Raw genomic sequence first — 20,394 nt, forward strand, 5'->3', positions numbered from 1 at the left:
TTAATGGCTATCGTTTTTTCTTATGGGTGGCGCGCAATGAGTAACCTTTTACCCGAACAGTATGCCAATACGGCCCTCCCCACCCTGCCTGGCCAGCCGGACAACCCCGGCGTCTGGCCGACGGCCGAGCTGACCTGCGCGGGCATTAAAGCGCATATCGACACCTTCCAGCGCTGGCTGGGGGAGACCTTTGACAGCGGCATCTCCGCCGAAGCGCTCATTGAAGCGCGCACGGAGTTCATCGATCAGCTCCTGCAGCGCCTGTGGATTGACTACGGCTTCGGTCAGCTGGGCGATGTGGCACTGGTCGCCGTCGGCGGCTATGGTCGGGGTGAGCTGCACCCCCTTTCGGATATCGACCTGCTGATCCTGAGCCGGAAAAAGCTGCCGGATGAACAGGCGCAGAAAATCGGCGAGCTGCTAACCCTGCTGTGGGACGTCAAGCTGGAAATCGGCCACAGCGTGCGCACCCTGGAAGAGTGTCTCCTGGAGGGGTTATCCGATCTCACCGTCGCCACCAACCTGATTGAATCACGCCTGCTGATTGGCGACGTGGCTCTGTTCCTTGAGCTGCAAAAGCACATCTTTAGCGATGGCTTCTGGCCGTCGGAGAAGTTCTTCGCCGCGAAGGTCGATGAGCAGCAGGTGCGCCACCAGCGTTACCACGGCACCAGCTATAACCTGGAGCCGGATATCAAAAGCAGCCCGGGTGGCCTGCGCGATATTCACACTCTGCAGTGGGTCGCCCGCCGTCATTTTGGCGCCACCTCGCTGGATGAGATGGTCGGCTTTGGCTTTCTCACCGAAGCCGAACGTACCGAGCTGAATGAGTGTCTGCATCTGCTGTGGCGCATTCGTTTTGCCCTGCATCTCGAAGTGACCCGCTACGACAACCGTCTGCTGTTTGACCGCCAGCTGAGCGTCGCCCAGCGCCTGCACTACAGCGGCGAGGGTAACGAGCCGGTCGAGCAGATGATGAAGGACTTCTTCCGCGTCACCCGTCGGGTGGGTGAACTGAATCAGATGCTGTTGCAGCTGTTCGACGAGGCGATCCTCGCCCTGACTGCCGATGAAAAACCGCGCCCGATTGATGATGAATTCCAGCTGCGCGGCACCTTAATCGACCTGCGCGACGAGACGCTGTTTATCCGCAAGCCGGAAGCGATCCTGCGGATGTTCTACGCCATGGTGCGTAACAGCACCATCACCGGGATCTACTCCACCACCCTACGCCACCTGCGCCATGCCCGCCGCCATCTGACCCAGCCTTTGTGCTACATCCCGGAAGCGCGGTCACTGTTCCTTAGCATGTTGCGCCATCCCGGCGCGGTCAGCCGCGGGTTGCTGCCGATGCATCGTCACAGCGTGCTCTGGGCCTATATGCCGCAGTGGTCGCATATCGTCGGCCAGATGCAGTTTGATCTGTTCCACGCCTATACCGTTGATGAACACACTATCCGCGTGATGCTGAAGCTGGAAAGCTTCGCCAATGAGGAGGTGCGCAGCCGCCACCCGCTCTGCGTTGAGCTCTGGCCACGCCTCACCAATCCGGAGCTGATCCTGATTGCCGCCCTGTTCCACGATATCGCCAAAGGGCGCGGCGGCGACCACTCGATCCTGGGTGCGGAAGACGTGCTGAAATTTGCCGAGCTGCACGGGCTCAACTCGCGTGAAACCCAGCTGGTCGCCTGGCTGGTTCGCCATCACCTGCTGATGTCGGTCACCGCCCAGCGGCGCGATATTCAGGATCCCGAGGTGATCAAACAGTTTGCCGAAGAGGTGCAGACCGAGAACCGACTGCGCTTCCTGGTCTGCCTGACGGTGGCTGACATCTGCGCCACCAACGAGACGCTGTGGAACAGCTGGAAGCAGAGCCTGTTGCGCGAACTCTACTTTGCCACCGAAAAGCAGCTGCGTCGTGGTATGCAGAGCACCCCGGACATGCGCGAGCGCGTGCGCCATCACCAGATGCAGGCCCTGGCGCTGTTGCGGATGGAGAATATAAATGAAGAGGCGCTACATCTGATTTGGGCCCGCTGTCGCGCCAATTATTTTGTCCGTCACAGCCCGAACCAGCTGGCCTGGCATGCCCGCCATCTGCTGCAGCACGATCTGACCAAACCCCTGATCCTGCTCAGCCCACAGGCGACCCGTGGCGGGACGGAGATCTTCATCTGGAGCCCCGATCGCGCTTACCTGTTCGCCGCGGTCTGTGCGGAACTCGACCGGCGTAACCTCAGCGTACACGACGCGCAGATCTTCACTACCCGCGACGGAATGGCGATGGATACCTTTATTGTGCTGGAGCCGGACGGCAGTCCCCTTTCCGCCGATCGTCACGAGCCGATTCGCTACGGGCTGGAGCAGGCGATCACCCAGCACAGTTGGCAGCCACCGCAGCCGCGTCGACAGCCGGCCAAACTGCGCCACTTTACCGTCGATACCGAGGTCAATTTCCTGCCGACCCATACCGACCGTAAATCCTTCCTCGAGCTGATCGCCCTCGATCAGCCGGGGCTGCTGGCGCGGGTCGGACAGGTGTTTGCCGACCTGGGAATTTCGCTGCACGGTGCCAGAATTACAACCATTGGCGAGCGAGTAGAAGATTTATTTATAATCGCCACAGCCGACCGTCGTGGGCTTAATAATGCCCTGCAACAGGAAGTGCAACAACGGTTGACAGCAGCCCTCAATCCAAACGATAAAGGGTGATGTTTTTTTTTACCTGGAAAGAGTTGAACTATGCAGCAGTTACAGAACGTTATTGAGTCCGCTTTTGAGCGTCGCGCCGACATTACTCCGGCAAATGTGGATACCGTGACCCGTGAGGCGGTCAATCAGGTGATTTCTCTGCTTGATTCCGGCGCACTGCGTGTAGCCGAAAAGATCGACGGTCAGTGGGTCACTCATCAGTGGCTGAAGAAAGCGGTACTGCTCTCTTTCCGTATTAACGATAACCAGGTTATCGACGGTGCGGAAAGCCGCTACTTCGATAAAGTCCCAATGAAATTCGCTGACTACGACGAAGCGCGTTTCCAGAAAGAAGGTTTCCGCGTAGTACCACCGGCGGCCGTTCGTCAGGGTGCGTATATCGCCCGTAACACCGTGCTGATGCCATCCTACGTGAACATCGGCGCTTACGTTGACGAAGGCACCATGGTGGATACCTGGGCGACCGTGGGTTCCTGCGCGCAGATCGGTAAAAACGTTCACCTCTCCGGCGGCGTGGGTATCGGTGGTGTTCTGGAGCCGCTGCAGGCGAACCCCACCATCATCGAAGACAACTGCTTCATCGGCGCACGCTCCGAAGTGGTTGAAGGCGTGATCGTGGAAGAAGGCTCGGTAATCTCCATGGGCGTTTACATCGGTCAGAGCACCCGTATTTACGATCGCGAAACCGGCGAAGTGCATTACGGTCGCGTTCCGGCGGGTTCCGTAGTGGTTTCCGGCAATCTGCCATCAAAAGATGGCAAATATAGCCTCTACTGTGCGGTGATCGTCAAAAAAGTCGATGCGAAAACTCGCGGCAAAGTTGGCATCAACGAACTGCTGCGCACCATCGATTAATCGGGTATAACAAAAAGCGGGGGCAACCCCGCTTTTTTTATATCTCAGGGTGGCGAAAATAGATTTTTTCGTGAATTATTCATGGGTTATGTTGAGATCAAGGGTACCGCTATGTACGATAATCTGAAAAGTCTGGGCATTACTAATCCTGATGAAATTGACCGTTACAGCCTCCGTCAGGAAGCCAACAACGATATCCTGAAAATCTATTTCCACAAGGATAAAGGCGAGTTCTTCGCCAAGAGCGTGAAGTTCAAATACCCACGTCAGCGTAAGACTGTCGTTGCCGATGGCATCGGTCAGGGTTACAAAGAGGTGCAGGAGATCAGCCCAAATCTGCGCTATGTGATTGATGAGCTGGATCAGATTTGCCAGCGCGATCGCACTGAAGTGGATCTGAAGCGGAAGATCCTGGATGACCTGCGTCATCTGGAAAGCGTTGTTGCCCACAAGATCACGGAAATCGAAGCGGATCTTGAGAAGTTGACCCGTAACAAGTAATGCCCGGTGCGGCCTGATGCCCTCACCCCAGCCCTCTTCCACCGGGAGAGGGTGCAAACACTAAAAACGGCAACCAAAGGTTGCCGTTTTGCATTTACCTCGTAGGCCGGATAAGGCGCAGCCGCCACCCGGCAAACAACATCACCGCTGCTCATCCAGTTGCAACGCCACATATAACAACAGCCGGTCGTCAAAATTCCCCAGATCCAGCCCCGTTAACTCCGAAATACGGTTCAGGCGGTATTCCAGCGTATTACGGTGAATAAACAACGCCTTTGAGGTCGCCAGCGGCTGCACGTTATGACGGAACCACGCCTGCAGCGTGCGCCGCAGCAGGCCGTTGTTATCCATCGCTTTCAGACGTACCAGCGGGCGGGCCAGTTCGTTGGCCTGCCAGCCGCCGCGCAGGCTGTCGAGCAGCACCGGCAGCATCAGATCCTGATAAAAATAGCTGCGGTTTTCCGGCATACGCTGCTTGCCGACCATCATGGTGGTGCGAGCCGTACGCCAGGAGCGGGCTATGCTGCCCGGGCCGGTGAAGTAGTTACCTAATGCCACCCGAAAACGCAGCTGTCCGTTCTCTTTCATCCGCGCGATCAGCTGCTCCACCCGTCGCCGATGATCTTCCGCATCCCAGCGACCAAACTGGTTTAACGCCGGTTTGAGTACCACCATCTCGGTCAGCGAGACGATTGCTACCAGGTTATTGCGCTCCGGCGTTGCCAGTGCGTTCTGCAGCTGCTGCAACTCCACCATCGCGCTGTCTACCCCCAGCTGACCGCTGTCGACCTCGATCACCGCCACCACGCGGGGCTGGTTAAGGTCGATGCCCAGACGTTGCGCCCACTCGGTCAACGCCGGGGTATGCTCTTCCGCCTGGATCAGGTTCATGACCAGCTCTTCACGCAGGCGGCTGTCCTGCGCCAGGAGGTGCATCAGGCGGGATTGCTCCAGCATCATTTCTGCCGTCATACAGACCAGCTCGCCATATTTGCGCAAGGATTCCGGCTCACCGGTCAGGCCGATAACCCCGACGATCTCGCCCTCCAGACGCAGCGGCAGGTTGATTCCCTGGCGCACGCCATGCAGATGTCGCGCCACCGCGTCATCAATATCCACCACGCGCCCCTGAGAGAGCACCAGCAGCGCACCTTCGTGCAATTCCCCAATACGCTCACGATCGCCGCTGCCAATAATTCGGCCACGTGCATCCATCACGTTGATATTGGTGTCGATGATGCGCATTGTTCGCGCCACGATATCCTGCGCCATTTTGGTATCAAGATGCCAGCCAGCCATGTCGCCCTCCTCTGAGCAGAGCTCAAGCATAAGGAAGATTAATTAGGCCTGCATTGTGCGAATGCACAAACTGATGGGGAGAAGTATGGACTTGTGGAAGGGTTCACAGAAAGGGATGAAAAAGCCCCTGTTTCCAGGCAGAAACAGGGGCTGAACAGATTACTGCATCAGCAGATAGAGAGAGGTGTCGCCACGCTGGATATTCAACGCCAGCACCGACGGTTTGCTGTCGAGAATTTTGCGCAGCTCTTCGACGTTCTTAATCGGCTGCTGGTTGGCGCCGATAATCACATCCCCCTTCTTCAGGCCGATACGGGCAGCCGGGCTGTTGGCTTTGACGTTATCCACCGACACGCCTTTATCCTGGCCTTTATTGCTCATATCCGCGCCTTCGATACCGCTGAAGACCGCGGTAGCACCACCCGCCGGATTCTGGCTGCTCTGCTGCAGTTCCAGGGTCACCGTTACCGGTTTACCTTCACGCAGCAGACCCAGGGACACTTTGCTACCCACCGGCATGGAGCCCACTTCCGCACGCAGTGCCGCGAAGCTGCTTACCGGTTTGCCGTTCAGGGTGGTGATCACGTCACCGGCCTTGATCCCCGCTTTCGCTGCAGAGGAGTTTGGCATCACCTGGCTGACAAAGGCGCCGCGCTGGGCGTCAACTTTCATGGCTTTCGCCAGCTCGGAGTTCAGCTCGGTGCCGAGGATACCCAGCTCACCGCGTTTCACCTGGCCAAATTCCACCATCTGCGCGGTCAGGTTTTTCACCATGTTGCTTGGGATCGCAAAGCCAATCCCGATATTGCCGCCGTCCGGGGCGAGGATCGCGGTGTTAATCCCGATCAGCTCCCCATTCAGGTTGACCAGTGCGCCACCGGAGTTACCGCGGTTAATCGCCGCATCGGTCTGGATAAAGTTTTCGTAGTTTTCTGCGTTCAGACCGCTACGGCCGAGGGCAGAAACAATACCGGAGGTGACCGTCTCGCCCAGACCAAACGGGTTACCGATCGCCACGGTGTAATCCCCGACGCGCAGCGCGTCAGAGTCGGCCAGCTTAATCGCGGTCAGGTTTTTAGGATCCTGAATCTGAATCAGGGCGATATCAGAGCGCGGATCTTTCCCGACCATTTTGGCGTCAAGCTTGCGCCCGTCGCTCAGCTGGACCTTGATACTGCTGGCATTGTCCACCACGTGGTTGTTGGTGACGACATAGCCTTTGGCGGCATCAATGATCACGCCGGAACCCAGCGCCATAAATTTCTGCTGCTGACCGCCGCCGCTGCCATCACCTGCCCCGCCCTGACAGAACGGTGAGCTCTGGAATGGCGACCCCTCCTGGCAGAACGGCGAGTTATCACCAAAGAACTGCTGGAAGTTACGCGGCATACGCGGCGTGTTGACGGTAGTGCTGCCTTCGACATTGATGCTCACTACCGACGGCATCACTTTTTCCAGCATCGGTGCCAGGCTTGGCATCTGTTGCGCAGTGGCTGCGGAAGAGACGGTCTCTGCTGCGCTGGCAGACAGAGGGGATAACGCTAAACCTAAACTCAGAGCCAGTGCACTCATTGCTAATGTGGTTTTTTTCATGTTTCTTAATCTCGATTTACAGGTCACGCACAATTGCTGTGTATATCAGATTCGTTTCGTCGCGCTAAGTTCCGGCATTAAGTTTCTGGAAAAAGTAAAAATTTATTGGCCGTCTTTACAAAACTCAGCCTTATTCCACCGCCATCAACTTACGGTATTCATCCCAGGCATATAAGTCTGTCATTCCGCTGATATAGTCCTGAATCAGGCGGCAGCGATAATAAAACTCCAGCACCGGCCAGTCTGGCTGCTGCCGATCAAATTTACTGACCGACTCCACATACGCCAGCCGATGGCGCGGCGACAGTTTATGAAAAAGCCGGGATTCAATGGGTAAACGGCGAACGCGTTCCTTTTCGGCCAGCTCGCTAAATTCCTCCACCGATAATTGCAGCAGCGGACGATAGATTTCCAGCAGGCCGGTTATCACCCGGTAGCCCTGTAATTCCAGCTGCTCGACCTCGGGATGGCTGAACACATGGCGCATAGCGACATTTTTATAGAGTTCAAGCAGTTGGCTAAAGCTGCTGTCGTCCTCCAGCAGGGCATGGTTGAATTCACCGCTGTAAATCTGTTCGATATTGTCGATAAAACGCTCAGCCGCGTAGGGCACCAGCTTATTTAATGTATTGACGCGTAAATACATAAAGAACTGATCTTCAGTGCTGCGACTGAGGGAATTGGAGCGTGATTTCTCCCAGGCGTTTTCAACCACCTGAGAAAATAAAGACCCTTTCTCGTGGTTGCCCCAGGCATCATAAAGATGCTGATAAAGCCCCTCGACGCTGAATATTCTTTTCTCTACCGCATCTTCCAGATCGGCCACGCAATAGGAAATATCGTCTGCTGCTTCCATAATCCAGGTCAATGGAAAACGGCCATACGGCGTGAGGGACAGTTCCTGACGGAGCCGCTCGATATACGCCTCTTCCGAGAAATAGTACCCCGGTTTTTTCATTAAATAATTGTGCGTTGCGGGCGGGTCACCCTGCCACCAGGCGGGACGGGTATATTTCAGTATGCATCCCACCTGCGCCCAGGTGAGGTTCATACGCATCAGGGAGTGCACCAGACGGATGCCCTGCGCATTGCCCTCAAAATGACACAGATCCTGACGCACCTTGCGCCGCAGCCCGTTCAGCGTCTCTTCGCCTTCACGCAGCCGTAGAGCCTGGACCACGCAGCGATCGTCGCTCAGCGGCTGGCTGGCGGCATCCGAGGGGAACAGGCGCTGGCGGAACCAGTCATTGATGGCCGCTTCGCCAAAATGACCGAAGGGGGGATTACCGATATCGTGCATCAGGCACGCCATCTCGACGATGCTTTCGAACGGCCCGGTCAGTTCATCCAGCCCGTAGGTCTCAAGCAGGCGCTGCTCCTTGAGGCGGCTTAAGATCTCTTTGGCGATATAGCGGCCCACCTGCTGCACCTCCAGCGAGTGGGTCAGGCGGGTACGGACGGCGGCGTTACGTTCGAGGGGAAAGACCTGCGTTTTCTGCTGCAGGCGGCGGATCGCCGGTGAATTAACGATGCGTCCGCGGTCGCTTTCGAAGATCCGCAGGATCTCATGTTCGCTCTTGTTCCCCTGCGGAGAGCGATACCGGCGACGCCAGTTAATTTTGGTACGAAAATCGATTGGTGCCATGTGCTCCCCCGCGTGAGAATGCGTTTCCCCTGAAGCGCATGATAGACTATGCATCTTAACAAGGCACATCGCGAGTAAATCTATGAAAATCGGTATTATTGGAGCAATGGAACAAGAAGTTACGCTGCTGCGTGACAAAATTGAGAACCGTCAGACCCTCTCTCTGGGTGGCTGCGAGATTTACACCGGCACGCTGAACGGGACAGAAGTTGCTCTGCTGAAATCGGGTATCGGTAAAGTTTCCGCCGCGCTGGGCGCAACCCTGCTGCTGGAACACTGCAAGCCAGACGTGATTATCAACACCGGCTCTGCGGGCGGCCTGGCGCCAACTCTGAAAGTGGGCGATATCGTGGTGTCTGACGAAGCGCGCTATCACGACGCCGATGTGACCGCCTTCGGTTACGAGTATGGCCAGCTCCCGGGCTGCCCGGCCGGTTTCAAAGCCGATGACAAACTGGTTGCCGCCGCAGAAAGCTGCATCGCGGAACTGAACCTCAACGCGGTACGCGGCCTGATTGTCAGCGGCGATGCCTTTATCAATGGCTCCGTGAACCTGGCGAAAATCCGCCATAACTTCCCGCAGGCGATTGCCGTTGAGATGGAAGCTACTGCCGTTGCCCACGTCTGCCATAACTTCAACGTCCCCTTCGTGGTGGTTCGCGCCATCTCTGACGTGGCAGATCAGCAGTCTCATCTGAGCTTCGACGAGTTCCTCGTGGTCGCTGCCAAACAGTCCAGCCTGATGGTTGAGACCCTGGTGCAGAAACTGGCGCGTGGCTAAGCCGCTCCTCAGGGCGCTACTGGCGCTGTTTCTGCTGACACCGGCGTGGCTTCTGGCCGCGCCGCGTGTTATCACCCTCTCTCCTGCCAATACCGAACTGGCCTTTGCCGCCGGGATCACCCCCGTCGGGGTCAGCAGTTTTTCTGACTATCCCCCCGAAGCGGCGAAAATTGAACAGGTCGCCACCTGGCAAGGCATGAACGTTGAACGTATCGTCGCCCTGAAGCCCGATCTGGTGCTGGCCTGGCGTGGTGGCAACGCAGAACGTCAGGTCAACCAGCTGGCCTCGCTGGGGATAAAAGTGCAGTGGATCGATGCTAGCAGCATTGAACAGATCGCCCAGGCCCTGCGCGATCTCGCTCCCTGGAGCCCAACACCAGACAAGGCCCGGCAGGCTGCACAGCAGATGCTGACCGATTATGCCGCCTTAAAAACCACCTACGGTACCCTGCCGAAAAAACGGGTATTTCTCCAGTTCGGCCAACAGCCGCTGTTCACCACCAGCCAGGGTTCCCTGCAACATCAGGTGCTTGAGCTGTGTGGCGGGGAAAATATCTTCGCTGCCAGCCGTGTTCCCTGGCCCCAGGTAAGCCGCGAGCAGGTGCTGGCGCGCCAGCCGCAGGCGATTGTGGTGGCCGGTTCTGCGGGCGATATTCCTAAAATAGAACAGTACTGGCAAAGCCAGCTAAAAATACCCGTGATTGCGCTGAACAGCGACTGGTTTGAGCGCGCAAGCCCGCGTATTATCCTCGCCGCAAAACAACTCTGCTCTGCGCTGTCGCAGGGCCACTAATTTTCCCGAGGATCACGATGCTCGTTTATTGGCTGGATATTCTTGGCACAGCCGTTTTTGCGATCTCCGGCGTTCTGCTGGCCGGTAAATTACGCATGGACCCGTTTGGCGTGCTGGTGTTAGGCGTGGTCACCGCCGTAGGTGGGGGGACGATCCGCGACATGGCGCTCGATCATGGCCCGGTATTCTGGGTCAAAGATCCCACCGATCTGGTGGTGGCCATGGTCACCTGCATGTTAACCATTATTCTGGTTCGCCAGCCGCGCCGTCTGCCGAAATGGCTGCTGCCGGTGCTGGATGCGGTGGGCCTCGCGGTGTTTGTTGGCATTGGCGTAAACAAAGCCTTTATGGCTGGCACCGGCCCGCTGGTGGCGATCTGTATGGGGGTAGTCACCGGCGTAGGCGGCGGGATTATCCGCGATATTCTGGCCCGCGAAGTGCCGATGATCCTGAGAACAGAAATCTACGCCACGGCCTGTATTCTGGGTGGGATCGTCCACGCCACGGCCTGGTACACCTTTCACGTCCCGCTGGAACAGGCGGCGATGCTGGGGATGGTAGTTACGCTGGGGATCCGACTGGCGGCAATCCGCTGGCACCTGAAGCTGCCAACCTTTGCGCTGGATGAGAATGGAAGGTAATAAAAGCAAAACGGTAACCTTAAGGTTACCGTTTTTAGTCTTTGCTCCCTCTCCCTGTGGGAGAGGGCCGGGGTGAGGGCACCCGGCCGCACAATCTTTAGATGCTGAACGACGAACCACACCCGCAGGTGCTGGTTGCGTTCGGGTTGGTCACCACAAAGCGGGAACCTTCCAGACCTTCGGTGTAGTCCACCGCGCCGCCCACCAGATACTGCAGGCTCATCGGGTCAACCACCAGCGCGACGCCCTGCTTCTCAATGGTCATGTCGCCGTCGTTAACCTGATCGTCAAAGGTGAAACCATACTGGAAGCCGCTGCAGCCGCCGCCCGTAATGTACACACGCAATTTCAGTTCCGGGTTGTCTTCATCGGCAATCAGGTCTTTTACTTTTTTGGCTGCTGCTTCGGTAAACTGCAACGGCAGCGCTACGTCATCACTCATCTTATGCTCCCATGAATACTGCTAGTGGGTAAAAATCACCCAATTCTTGTTGTCATTATCTAATACCCTGGTAATTCATTCAAGTATTCTGCTTCGCCAGGGTACGGGCAAGAATGGTGGAGTATAGCGGTTGCCCGCCGAGGAACTGGGCTAATAGTGTGGCCCCCAGGCAGGTAATGATCATTGGCAAAATGAGCTGGTAATTGTCGGTCATCTCCAGCACCAGCACGATGCCGGTCAGCGGCGCGCGCAACGACGCCGCCAGCAGCGCCCCCATTCCGGCAATGGCGAAGGTGCCGGGCTCAAGATGATATGCCGGGAAACCTGCGGCAGCGGCCATGCCAAAAGCCGTACCCAGCAACGTTCCCAACGCCAGCATCGGGGCAAAAATGCCCCCAGGCGCGCCGGAGGAGAAGCAGAGTACGGTGGTAATAACCCGGGAGATAAACATAAACAGCAGCAGGCCGATACTGAAATTACCCGCCGCCGCAATCGGGATCAGGCCAAAGCCCCCGCCTGCCGCGTTAGGTTCGATAAAGCCGAGCACGCCGCACACGCCCCCCAGCAGGCCGCCCACCAGCACCCATTTGGTGGTATTGCCGCCGTGGATGCGCTGGAACATATCCTGAGCGTGAATAATAAGGGCATTAAACAGCGGACCTACGATGCCAAAAATCATGCCGAGGATCAGATACAGCCACAGCGTATTGACCGGCGCGTTGGTCAACTTTCCGACCTCAATCACCGCCCCTTCACCATTGAAAAGCCGAAAGACAATGCTCGACATAATCACGCCGGTGAAGACCGCTTTAATCGAGATCAGGTTATAGCGAAACTGAGCGCGCATCTCTTCGATGATAAACAGGATCCCCGCCAGCGGGGCATTAAAGGCGGCAGAGAGCCCCGCGGCGGCACCGGTGGCCAGCAACGTATGGCGTGCTTCCGCGCTGCGCATCCTGAACAGATCGCTGACCATACGGCCAACGTTACCGCCCAGCTGCACGGTCGGCCCTTCTCGCCCGAGCACCATCCCTGCGCCAAGCGTCCCCATCCCGCCGATAAACTTAACGGGCAGTACGCGCCACCAGCGCACCGGACGCAACTCCTCGAGCGCCCCTTCTATCTCGGGGATCCCCGAGCCGCCCGCTTCCGGCGCGAATTTACGCACCAGAAAATAACCGACCATCGCGAACAGGGCAGATAAGCCAAACGCCAGGATCCAGACCAGCACGTCACGATCGGCATAACCCGCCACGGTGCCAATACGCCAGTTAAGCACGCCATTGACGGCCTTTTCGAACGCGACGCCTACCAGCCCGGCCAGCGTGCCGACAACGGCCGCGCCCAGCAAAATCGCCAGCGGTGTCTTGTCGCGGTTGAGCAGCCGCCGGATGCTGATACGGTATCGCGCCCGCGCAAACTGTTGTTCTTCAAATGAGGGAGAATCTGCTTTCATTGCCCGTTATCTTTCGTCATACAAATAGCCGCAGGGATTTTACCAGAGACCGCCCGGCCGTCTCCGGAAAATTGCTTAACAATTGTTAATGGATTACCTGGGTAAAGATTTCATAACCTTCCACGAATCACTTAGAATAGTGGGCTTAATCATTTTATACGAGCCAGGAACGACGCCATGAGCAAGTCTGAAAACCTCTACAGTGCAGCCCGCGAGCTTATCCCCGGCGGTGTGAACTCCCCGGTCCGTGCCTTTACCGGCGTGGGCGGTACACCGCTGTTTATCGAACGTGCCGATGGCGCCTATCTGTACGATGTGGATGGCAAAGCCTATATCGATTATGTCGGCTCATGGGGCCCGATGGTGCTGGGTCATAACCACCCGGCGATCCGCAACGCGGTGATCGAAGCGGCGCAGCGCGGATTAAGTTTCGGTGCGCCGACCGAGATGGAAGTGAAAATGGCGGCGCTGGTGACCGAACTGGTGCCGACCATGGATATGGTGCGCATGGTGAACTCCGGTACCGAAGCGACCATGAGTGCCATCCGTCTGGCCCGTGGTTTTACCGGCCGCGATAAAATTATCAAGTTCGAAGGCTGCTACCACGGCCACGCGGACTGCCTGCTGGTGAAAGCCGGTTCCGGCGCGCTGACCCTCGGCCAGCCGAACTCCCCGGGCGTGCCGGCGGATTTCGCGAAGCACACCCTGACCTGCACCTATAACGATCTGGATTCAGTGCGCGCGGCGTTTGAACTGAACCCGCAGGCGATCGCCTGCATTATCGTTGAACCGGTAGCGGGCAACATGAACTGCATTCCACCGCAGCCGGGCTTCCTGCAGGGCCTGCGTGCGCTGTGCGACGAGTTCGGCGCGCTGCTGATTATCGACGAAGTGATGACCGGTTTCCGCGTGGCCCTCGCGGGTGCGCAGGCCTATTACGACGTGGTGCCGGACCTGACCTGCCTGGGCAAAATCATCGGCGGCGGGATGCCGGTAGGCGCCTTCGGTGGCCGCAGAGAGGTAATGGACGCACTGGCACCAACTGGCCCGGTCTATCAGGCGGGTACGCTCTCGGGTAACCCGATTGCCATGGCGGCCGGTTTCGCCTGCCTGAACGAAGTGGCGCAGCCGGGCATTCACGCCACCCTCACCGAGCGCACCACTCAGCTGGCAAACGGCCTGTTGGACGCAGCTGAAGAGGCGGGCATCCCGCTGGTGGTGAACCACGTTGGCGGCATGTTTGGCCTTTTCTTCACCGACGCGAAAACCGTGACCTGCTATCAGGATGTGGTGAAGTGCGACGTTGAGCGCTTCAAGCGTTTCTTCCATCTGATGCTGGAGGAAGGTGTCTATCTGGCACCGTCAGCGTTTGAGGCAGGCTTTATGTCGGTCGCGCACAGCGAAGAGGATATCAACAACACCATCGACGCGGCGCGTCGGGTGTTTGCGAAGCTCTGATAATTTGCCGGGGTGCGGCCTGATGCCCTCACCCCGGCCCTCTCCCACAGGGAGAGGGAGCACACATAAAAAACGGCAACTGTTGGTTGCCGTTTTGCATTTACCTCGTAGGCCGGGTAAGGCGCAGCCGCCACCCGGCTTTTCTATCGGCTCTGTTTCCGCAGAAGATAGATAAAGTACGGCGCACCGATGAAGGTGGAAAGCAGCCCCGCCGGGATCTGATACGGGAACAGCACCATCCGGCCACACCAGTCGGCGAACACCAGCAGGATCCCCCCCGTTAACGCCGACATCACAATGTGCGGCATCGTCCGGCGGAAGCCCATCATTCGCGCGATATGCGGCGCCATCAGCCCGATAAAGCTCAGTGGACCAATGGTCAGGGTAGCTGTGGCCGTCAGCGACGCCGCCAGCAGCAGCAGGCCGATGCGCGAGGCGCTCAGCGCCATCCCCACTGACCGGGCCGTGTCGCCCCCCAGCGGCAGCACCGTCAGCCAGCGACGGCACAGCGGCACCAGCGCCAGCAGCACGATCATCGCGATACCGGTACTCACCACCTGTTCGGTAGTGGCGTTATAGGTTGAGCCGGCGATCCAGGTCAGGATCTGCGCCATGCGCGGATCGCCGCTGGCCTGTAGCATCATCAGCAGCATGGTGAACGCAGTGCTCAGGGCCATCCCCGCCAGCAGCATCCGATGGGGCGAGAAGCCGCCCCGTCCGGCGGCAATCATGATGATCAGCAGCGTCACCGCCGCACCGATACTGCCCGCCGGCATCAGCCAGCCGAAGGCATTACCCGGCACAAAGAAGAGCATCACTACCACGCCGAAGGCCGCACCGGAGCTGATCCCCAGCACTTCCGGGCTCGCCATCGGGTTGCCGGTCAGACGCTGGATAATGCAGCCCGCGACCGCCAGCATCACCCCGGCAATCAGTGCGGCGAAAATACGCGGCGCGCGCCACGGCAGCAGCTCATCGAGCATCGCCCCGCTCGCCCAGTGCCAGCCCCCGGCATCCCGGCCAAACGCCAGCGCCGCAATCACCGCCAGCATCAGCACCGCGCCGCCCGCCAGGGCAAACCACAGCACGTGGTGACGCTCAGCCTGCACGTTATCGCCGGCGTTCATCGCCGGGGCGCTCATGCTGCGCAGACGCGGCAGCAGCCACAGCAGCAGCGGCGCGCCAATCAGCGCCGTCACCGACCCGGTGGAGACTTCCATCCACACCCGGGTCAGCCAGAGGATCACCTGATCGGAGAGCCAGAGGATCAGCGCGCCAATCAGCGGGGCAAGGATCAGGCGGGAGAGCAAGCGCCGCGCGCCGAGCATTTTTGCCAGCAGCGGCGCGAACAGGCCGATAAACCCGATGATGCCGACCGCATTCACCAGCAGGGCGCTGATGACAATCGCCAGGGTCAGCGCCGCCAGACGGGCCAGCGACAGTGCCAGGCCAAGGTTGCGCGCCACGCCATCATCCAGCCCCATCAGGGTCAGGGGACGCAGCAGCAGCAGGGTCAGCAGCACGCCGCCGAGCAGCTGCGGCCACAGGCGCTGAACGATGCTCCAGTCGGTTTGCGTCAGCGTCCCGGTGCTCCAGAGGAACATGCTCTGCAGCTGGTCGTGATGGAAAATCACCAGCAACTGGTTCACCGCCCCACAGTAAAGGCTCACCACCAGACCGGCGAGGATCAGCGTTACCGGCGAGAGGCGTTTGCCCCAGGCCACACCGAAGACAATCGCCCCGACGACGCAAGCCCCCACCAGCGCGGCAAACTGCGGTGCCAGCGCCCCCGGCAGCGCCCACAGGGTGATGATGGTCATCCCCAGTTGGGCACCGGTGGCCACCCCCAGGGTGGTCGGCTCCGCAAGCGGGTTACGCAGTACCTGCTGGAACAGCACGCCCACCAGCCCAAGCCCGGCCCCCACCAGCAGCGAGATCGCCAGCCGCGGGAGCAGGCTGTAGTGGAACAGCATCTGTTGAATATTGTCGATATCCGGGGCTACCAGGGCGGCGCCCCACTGGGCGCGCGGCAGGGCCAGATTGAGATTCGACCAGGTTAAGCCCAGCGCCACCACCACCAGCAGCGCCATTAACAGCGCCGGGAAAAAGGCTATCCGCGATCTCATGCCTGACCTCCCAGCGCGCTATCCAGCACCCGGGCAAAGTGCATGGCCGACAGGGTCGCGCCGTAGAACCACACCGCCGGGACGCGCTTCACACGCTGCTGGCGGACAAACGGCATTGCCTGCCACAGCGGCGTCGCCATCAAGGTCTGCATCTCGCGCTCGTTGCCGTGATCGAAGCAGAGCACGTCCACATCGCGGAACATGGCCAGACGGTCGATGCCGACGGCGGTGCTGCCCCAGAAGGTCATCTCCCCTTCCCAGGCGTTTTTAATTCCGTAGCGATCCAGCACTTCCTGGAACAGACAGTTATTGCCAAACACCAGCATATGGCGGGCATCAAGCAGGGTGACCATCAGCAGCGGGCGATCGCCCCGGCCGGCAAAACGCGGTTTGTAGCTGTCGATCACGCTGTCGAAATGATCCAGATGCGAACGGGCAGCCGCCTCCATGTTCAGCAGCTGCGCCATCTCGGTTAAGGATTTGCGGGCATTGGTCAGCGGCTTTTTACCGTCGCTAAAGGCGAACCCGCGCCCCGGCGCAATCCGCGCCAGCTTCTCTTCCGACGGGCCATATCCGGCCGACCAGACCAGGTACGACGGTTTCATCTGGGTGAGCAGCTCGAGGTTGGGCTCGGTACGCAGGCCAATGTCGATCACCGATTCTGGCAGACGAGGCTCGTTCACCCACAGGGTATAATTGGGAATGTCGGCCACGCCGTAGGGCGTGACGCCGAGGGCCAGCAGCAATTCAACCGGCAGCCACTCAAGGGCCACAATGCGATGAGGATCGACAGTCGCGGCATGCGCCGTGCCCATTTTCCACAGCAGCGGCGAGAGGGCCATCGCCGTCAACAGTCGACGACGGCTAATATGTGTTAACTCAGGCATCAATAGACAAAGCTCACCGGTGCCGCTCCGGCAGGATGCGGCAGAATACCCATTGGAATTCCGTAAATGTTTTCCAGCGTTTCACTGCGCATCAGCTCGGCTGGCGTGCCCTGGGCGATCATCTCGCCACCGCGCAGCGCCACCAGATAGTCGCAGTAACGCGCTGCCATATTGATGTCGTGCAGCACCGCAATCACCGTCAGCCCGCGCTGCTGGCTTAAGCGATGCACCAGCGCCAGCACGTCCACCTGATGGGCAATGTCCAGCGCCGAAGTGGGTTCATCCAGCAGTAAACACCGGCTGTCCTGGGCCACCAGCATGGCGATCCACGCCCGTTGGCGCTCGCCGCCGGACAGGCTATCCACCAGACGGTGGGCCAGCGGTTTTAACCCCACCAGCGCAATCGCCTCCTCCACTTTCTCGCGGTCGGCCACACCGAAGCGACCCAAGGCACCATGCCAGGGATAACGGCCAATCGCCACCAGCTCACGGACGGTCATGCCTTCCGCCTGCGGCAGCTGCTGCGGCAGATAGGCCACCTTGCGGGCAAAGGCCTTGCTGTTCCAGCTCTCCAGCGGCTGTCCGTCGAGCAGAATATCGCCGTCGGAAGGCGGCTGATGGCGGCCAAGCATTTTCAGTAAGGTGGATTTGCCGGAGCCGTTATGGCCGATCAGGCCCGTCACCTGGCCTGCGGGAAAGGTCAGCGAAAGCGGATGCAGCAGCGTGCGTCCGGGAACGCGAAAGGAGATGCCATCGAGTGCAAAAGTGGTATCGGACTGCGGGTTGTTTTCCTGCATGTTAGCCAACTTAAGTAAAGAAAAGGGCACGAAAATCGTGCCCAAGTTTAACGATTAGAAGCGGAAGGTCGCAGTCGCAACAACCTGGCGTTCTGCACCCCAGAAGCAGCCATAGGTGTTGAAGCAGCTGGCGACATATTCACGATCCAGCAGGTTATTCACGTGCAGCGCCACGTTCGAGCCCGCCATGCCAACACGCGCCAGATCGTAACGGACCAGGGCATCCATCACCGCATAGCTACCCACCTTGAAGGAGTTCGCCGGATCGCCATAGCTGGAGCTGGAGAAGCGACCGCCGGTACCCAGCGTCAGGCCAGAGAGTGCGCCATCATAGAAGGTGTAGTCACCCCACAGGGAGGCCATGTGCTCCGGCACCTGCGCCGGGGTGTTGCCTTTGTAAGTGGTGTCGGTGGTGTACTCCACGTCGGTGTAGGTGTAAGAGCCCACCACGTTAACGCTGGCAGACAGTGCCGCTTTAGCTTCGATTTCCACGCCACGGGCGCGGATCTCGCCGCCTTCAACCGAGAAGAACGAGCCCGCAGGATCGGCCATCAGGTTGTTGGTTTTGGTCAGCTGATACAGCGCCCCGGTCAGCACGATCGGACGATCGCTCGGAACATACTTCACGCCCACTTCGTACTGCTTGCCTTTCGACGGCGCAAACGGCTTGCCTTGTGCGTCGGACTGGGAGGACGGCTCGAAGGATTCGCTGTAGCTGAAGTAAGGGGTAACGCCGTTATCGAACAGGTAGTTAACCCCGCCACGCCAGGTGAACTGGTTGTCATCCCGTGACGCGGTAGTGCCCGCAACGCGGTTGATAGAGTCCTGATCGGCCCAGTCGTAACGACCACCCAGGGTAACCAGCACTTTATCCCACTGCGCCTGATCCTGGACGTAGAGACCGGTCTGCTGCTGCTTGTTCAGGATCTGATACGGGCCGGAGTTGTCCGGGTTTTGTGAGCCGAAATCGAAATCGCTATACACCGGATTGTAGAGATCCAGCAGCGGGACGGAACCGTCATAGCCGAACCACGAGTTGATGTCGTTACGCATGCGCATAAAGTCAACGCCGGTCAGCAGGATATGGTCAACTTCGCCGGTAGCGAATTTGCTCTGCAGCTGGGTATCGACGGTGAAGTTTTGCAGCTTCTCATCATCAACCACGTACTTACGCGCCAGGTAATGGCCTTTGTCCGCAGGGGATAACGCGTTACACAGGGCGTTGCCACTGTTCGCCGCATCGGAGCAGACGCCGTAGCCATAGACGCTGTTCTGCGAGGTTTTGTTCTCGGCAAAGCGCAGGTTCTGACGCACGGTGAAGGTGTCGTTAAACTCGTGATCGAAGCTATACCCGACCATTTTCTGGTTACGGGAATAGGTATTGTTTTTCGCCCCTTCGTTGAAATCGGTCGACAGACGATCGCCGTTTGGCAGCGGATCAACCGTGCCCTCTTTTGGCAACCAGCCGTAGTAACCGGTTTCTGGCTCGTTCTGGAAATAGGAGAGGAAAGTGAAGTTGGTTTTATCTGACGGACGCCAGGAGAAGGATGGCGCAATGGTATAACGCTGCTCTTCCGCGCGCTCCTGCTGGGCGTTGTTGGAACGCGCCAGGCCGGTCAGGCGATAGGAGTAAACGCCGTCATCATCCAGCGCATCGCTGAAGTCAAACCCGGTCTGGAACAGGCTGTCCGTTCCGACCTTGAACTGGATCTCTTTCAGCGGCTCTGTCAGCGGACGTTTGCTGACCATGTTCAGCAAGCCACCCGGGCTGCTTTTGCCGTACAGAACAGAGGTCGGCCCGCGCATCACTTCCGCGCGCTCGATCATATAAGGGTCAATTACCGCGTCGTTATAGAAGTTGCCCTGCATCTTCATGCCGTCGAGGTAGTTGTTCTGGCTTTGGCCATCGGCAGCAAAACCACGAATAATCAGGTAGTCATAGGTGTTCGACGCACCGCGCGTACCCACTGCCACCCCTGGCGTATAGCTCAGTGCTTCTTTCACCGAGCGTGGCTGGTGCAGGGCCATCTCTTCCGCGGTCACTACGGAGATAGACTGCGGTACCTTCTCAATGGAGGTATCGGTCTTGGTCCCGGTAGCGGACTGGCGTGCGGCAATGGTTGCCGCCGGACCCCAGGCGCTCTCCTGTGGAGCTGACGCTGCGGTTACGGTGATGGTTTCTTCTTTTTTAGGGGTGTCAGCAGCCTGGGCAAAAGCAGACATGCCGCTAACCGCTGTGGCTACAACAACTGCGATTTTACGCAGCGAAGATTGCATTGGCTGAGCAGTTTTTGAATGCGCCATTGGTATATCTCTGATGAAAGAGTGAATGATAACGTAAACGAGAATTATTATTATGACCGCAGCATATTATGCGAAACATTCACGGCATAGCAAGTGATATGCGG

Annotated in this window: 16 protein-coding genes; 7 read left to right on the top strand and 9 right to left on the bottom strand. The window is 58.5% G+C overall.

Going from position 1 to position 20,394, the window contains the following annotated elements:
* Positions 1-36: 36 nt before the first annotated feature.
* The 3 genes from glnD to LG383_RS14980 all read left to right on the top strand — a co-directional run bounded on the left by glnD (position 37) and on the right by LG383_RS14980 (position 4,068).
* A complete protein-coding gene (glnD, locus tag LG383_RS14970; RefSeq protein WP_166181629.1) occupies positions 37-2,712 on the top strand; it encodes a bifunctional uridylyltransferase/uridylyl-removing protein GlnD in 2,676 nt (891 codons plus the stop codon).
* Between the two features lie 30 nt (positions 2,713-2,742).
* Complete coding sequence (gene dapD / locus LG383_RS14975) at positions 2,743-3,567, top strand: 2,3,4,5-tetrahydropyridine-2,6-dicarboxylate N-succinyltransferase (RefSeq protein WP_106994297.1); 825 nt, start codon at positions 2,743-2,745, stop codon at positions 3,565-3,567.
* Between the two features lie 111 nt (positions 3,568-3,678).
* Positions 3,679-4,068: a DUF3461 family protein gene (locus tag LG383_RS14980; protein ID WP_032616607.1), complete on the top strand. Its 390-nt coding sequence runs from the start codon at positions 3,679-3,681 to the stop codon at positions 4,066-4,068.
* A 141-nt stretch (positions 4,069-4,209) separates the two neighbouring features.
* Here the strand turns inward: LG383_RS14980 and cdaR are convergent, their stop codons facing one another.
* From cdaR to dgt, 3 genes are all read right to left on the bottom strand, one after another.
* Complete coding sequence (cdaR, locus tag LG383_RS14985) at positions 4,210-5,367, bottom strand: DNA-binding transcriptional regulator CdaR (protein WP_039030313.1); 1,158 nt, start codon at positions 5,365-5,367, stop codon at positions 4,210-4,212.
* 159 nt (positions 5,368-5,526) lie between these two features.
* Positions 5,527-6,960, bottom strand: coding sequence for a serine endoprotease DegP (gene degP, locus LG383_RS14990; RefSeq protein WP_106994296.1), 1,434 nt, complete (start codon positions 6,958-6,960; stop codon positions 5,527-5,529).
* Between the two features lie 130 nt (positions 6,961-7,090).
* Positions 7,091-8,605: a dGTPase gene (dgt, locus tag LG383_RS14995; RefSeq protein WP_225759554.1), complete on the bottom strand. Its 1,515-nt coding sequence runs from the start codon at positions 8,603-8,605 to the stop codon at positions 7,091-7,093.
* 82 nt (positions 8,606-8,687) lie between these two features.
* Between dgt and mtnN the strand changes: the two genes are divergently transcribed.
* The 3 genes from mtnN to LG383_RS15010 are packed head-to-tail and all read left to right on the top strand — an operon-like array spanning position 8,688 to position 10,820.
* Positions 8,688-9,386, top strand: a complete 699-nt coding sequence (gene mtnN, locus LG383_RS15000; RefSeq protein WP_106994294.1) for a 5'-methylthioadenosine/S-adenosylhomocysteine nucleosidase — start codon at positions 8,688-8,690, stop codon at positions 9,384-9,386.
* Complete coding sequence (gene btuF / locus LG383_RS15005) at positions 9,379-10,179, top strand: vitamin B12 ABC transporter substrate-binding protein BtuF (protein WP_225759555.1); 801 nt, start codon at positions 9,379-9,381, stop codon at positions 10,177-10,179. The genes mtnN and btuF overlap by 8 nt, the downstream gene beginning before the upstream one ends.
* A gap of 17 nt (positions 10,180-10,196) precedes the next feature.
* Positions 10,197-10,820, top strand: a complete 624-nt coding sequence (locus tag LG383_RS15010) for a TRIC cation channel family protein (protein WP_106994292.1) — start codon at positions 10,197-10,199, stop codon at positions 10,818-10,820.
* A gap of 97 nt (positions 10,821-10,917) precedes the next feature.
* Here the strand turns inward: LG383_RS15010 and erpA are convergent, their stop codons facing one another.
* Positions 10,918-11,262 (bottom strand): iron-sulfur cluster insertion protein ErpA, encoded by a 345-nt coding sequence (gene erpA, locus LG383_RS15015; protein WP_032616597.1) that lies wholly within the window; start codon positions 11,260-11,262, stop codon positions 10,918-10,920.
* Between the two features lie 79 nt (positions 11,263-11,341).
* Complete coding sequence (gene clcA / locus LG383_RS15020; RefSeq protein ID WP_225759556.1) at positions 11,342-12,718, bottom strand: H(+)/Cl(-) exchange transporter ClcA; 1,377 nt, start codon at positions 12,716-12,718, stop codon at positions 11,342-11,344.
* Between the two features lie 177 nt (positions 12,719-12,895).
* Between clcA and hemL the strand changes: the two genes are divergently transcribed.
* On the top strand, positions 12,896-14,176 hold the full coding sequence (gene hemL, locus LG383_RS15025; protein ID WP_106994290.1) for a glutamate-1-semialdehyde 2,1-aminomutase: 1,281 nt from the start codon (positions 12,896-12,898) through the stop codon (positions 14,174-14,176).
* Positions 14,177-14,319: 143 nt separating this feature from the next.
* Here hemL and fhuB read toward each other — a convergent pair whose 3' ends face one another.
* From fhuB to fhuA, 4 genes are read right to left on the bottom strand one after another with little or no spacing between them, the layout of a single operon-like run.
* Positions 14,320-16,302 (bottom strand): Fe(3+)-hydroxamate ABC transporter permease FhuB, encoded by a 1,983-nt coding sequence (gene fhuB / locus LG383_RS15030; RefSeq protein WP_225759557.1) that lies wholly within the window; start codon positions 16,300-16,302, stop codon positions 14,320-14,322.
* On the bottom strand, positions 16,299-17,189 hold the full coding sequence (gene fhuD, locus LG383_RS15035; RefSeq protein WP_166181623.1) for a Fe(3+)-hydroxamate ABC transporter substrate-binding protein FhuD: 891 nt from the start codon (positions 17,187-17,189) through the stop codon (positions 16,299-16,301). The genes fhuB and fhuD overlap by 4 nt, the downstream gene beginning before the upstream one ends.
* A complete protein-coding gene (gene fhuC / locus LG383_RS15040; RefSeq protein WP_106994286.1) occupies positions 17,189-17,986 on the bottom strand; it encodes a Fe3+-hydroxamate ABC transporter ATP-binding protein FhuC in 798 nt (265 codons plus the stop codon). The genes fhuD and fhuC overlap by 1 nt, the downstream gene beginning before the upstream one ends.
* A 54-nt stretch (positions 17,987-18,040) precedes the next feature.
* Complete coding sequence (gene fhuA, locus LG383_RS15045) at positions 18,041-20,290, bottom strand: ferrichrome porin FhuA (protein ID WP_225759558.1); 2,250 nt, start codon at positions 20,288-20,290, stop codon at positions 18,041-18,043.
* Positions 20,291-20,394 lie beyond the last annotated feature (104 nt).

The organism is Leclercia sp. Marseille-Q4284 (assembly GCF_916618945.1).
Taxonomy (GTDB): Bacteria; Pseudomonadota; Gammaproteobacteria; order Enterobacterales; family Enterobacteriaceae; genus Enterobacter; species Enterobacter tamurae.

Excerpts from the sequence above, each read along its gene's own strand:
- glnD (WP_166181629.1), top strand. The coding sequence starts at position 37 with ATGAGTAACCTTTTACCCGAACAGTATGCCAATACGGCCCTCCCCACC.
- dapD (WP_106994297.1), top strand. The coding sequence starts at position 2,743 with ATGCAGCAGTTACAGAACGTTATTGAGTCCGCTTTTGAGCGTCGCGCC.
- LG383_RS14980 (WP_032616607.1), top strand. The coding sequence starts at position 3,679 with ATGTACGATAATCTGAAAAGTCTGGGCATTACTAATCCTGATGAAATT.
- cdaR (WP_039030313.1), bottom strand. The coding sequence starts at position 5,367 with ATGGCTGGCTGGCATCTTGATACCAAAATGGCGCAGGATATCGTGGCG.
- degP (WP_106994296.1), bottom strand. The coding sequence starts at position 6,960 with ATGAAAAAAACCACATTAGCAATGAGTGCACTGGCTCTGAGTTTAGGT.
- dgt (WP_225759554.1), bottom strand. The coding sequence starts at position 8,605 with ATGGCACCAATCGATTTTCGTACCAAAATTAACTGGCGTCGCCGGTAT.
- mtnN (WP_106994294.1), top strand. The coding sequence starts at position 8,688 with ATGAAAATCGGTATTATTGGAGCAATGGAACAAGAAGTTACGCTGCTG.
- LG383_RS15010 (WP_106994292.1), top strand. The coding sequence starts at position 10,197 with ATGCTCGTTTATTGGCTGGATATTCTTGGCACAGCCGTTTTTGCGATC.
- erpA (WP_032616597.1), bottom strand. The coding sequence starts at position 11,262 with ATGAGTGATGACGTAGCGCTGCCGTTGCAGTTTACCGAAGCAGCAGCC.
- clcA (WP_225759556.1), bottom strand. The coding sequence starts at position 12,718 with ATGAAAGCAGATTCTCCCTCATTTGAAGAACAACAGTTTGCGCGGGCG.
- hemL (WP_106994290.1), top strand. The coding sequence starts at position 12,896 with ATGAGCAAGTCTGAAAACCTCTACAGTGCAGCCCGCGAGCTTATCCCC.
- fhuB (WP_225759557.1), bottom strand. The coding sequence starts at position 16,302 with ATGAGATCGCGGATAGCCTTTTTCCCGGCGCTGTTAATGGCGCTGCTG.
- fhuD (WP_166181623.1), bottom strand. The coding sequence starts at position 17,189 with ATGCCTGAGTTAACACATATTAGCCGTCGTCGACTGTTGACGGCGATG.
- fhuC (WP_106994286.1), bottom strand. The coding sequence starts at position 17,986 with ATGCAGGAAAACAACCCGCAGTCCGATACCACTTTTGCACTCGATGGC.
- fhuA (WP_225759558.1), bottom strand. The coding sequence starts at position 20,290 with ATGGCGCATTCAAAAACTGCTCAGCCAATGCAATCTTCGCTGCGTAAA.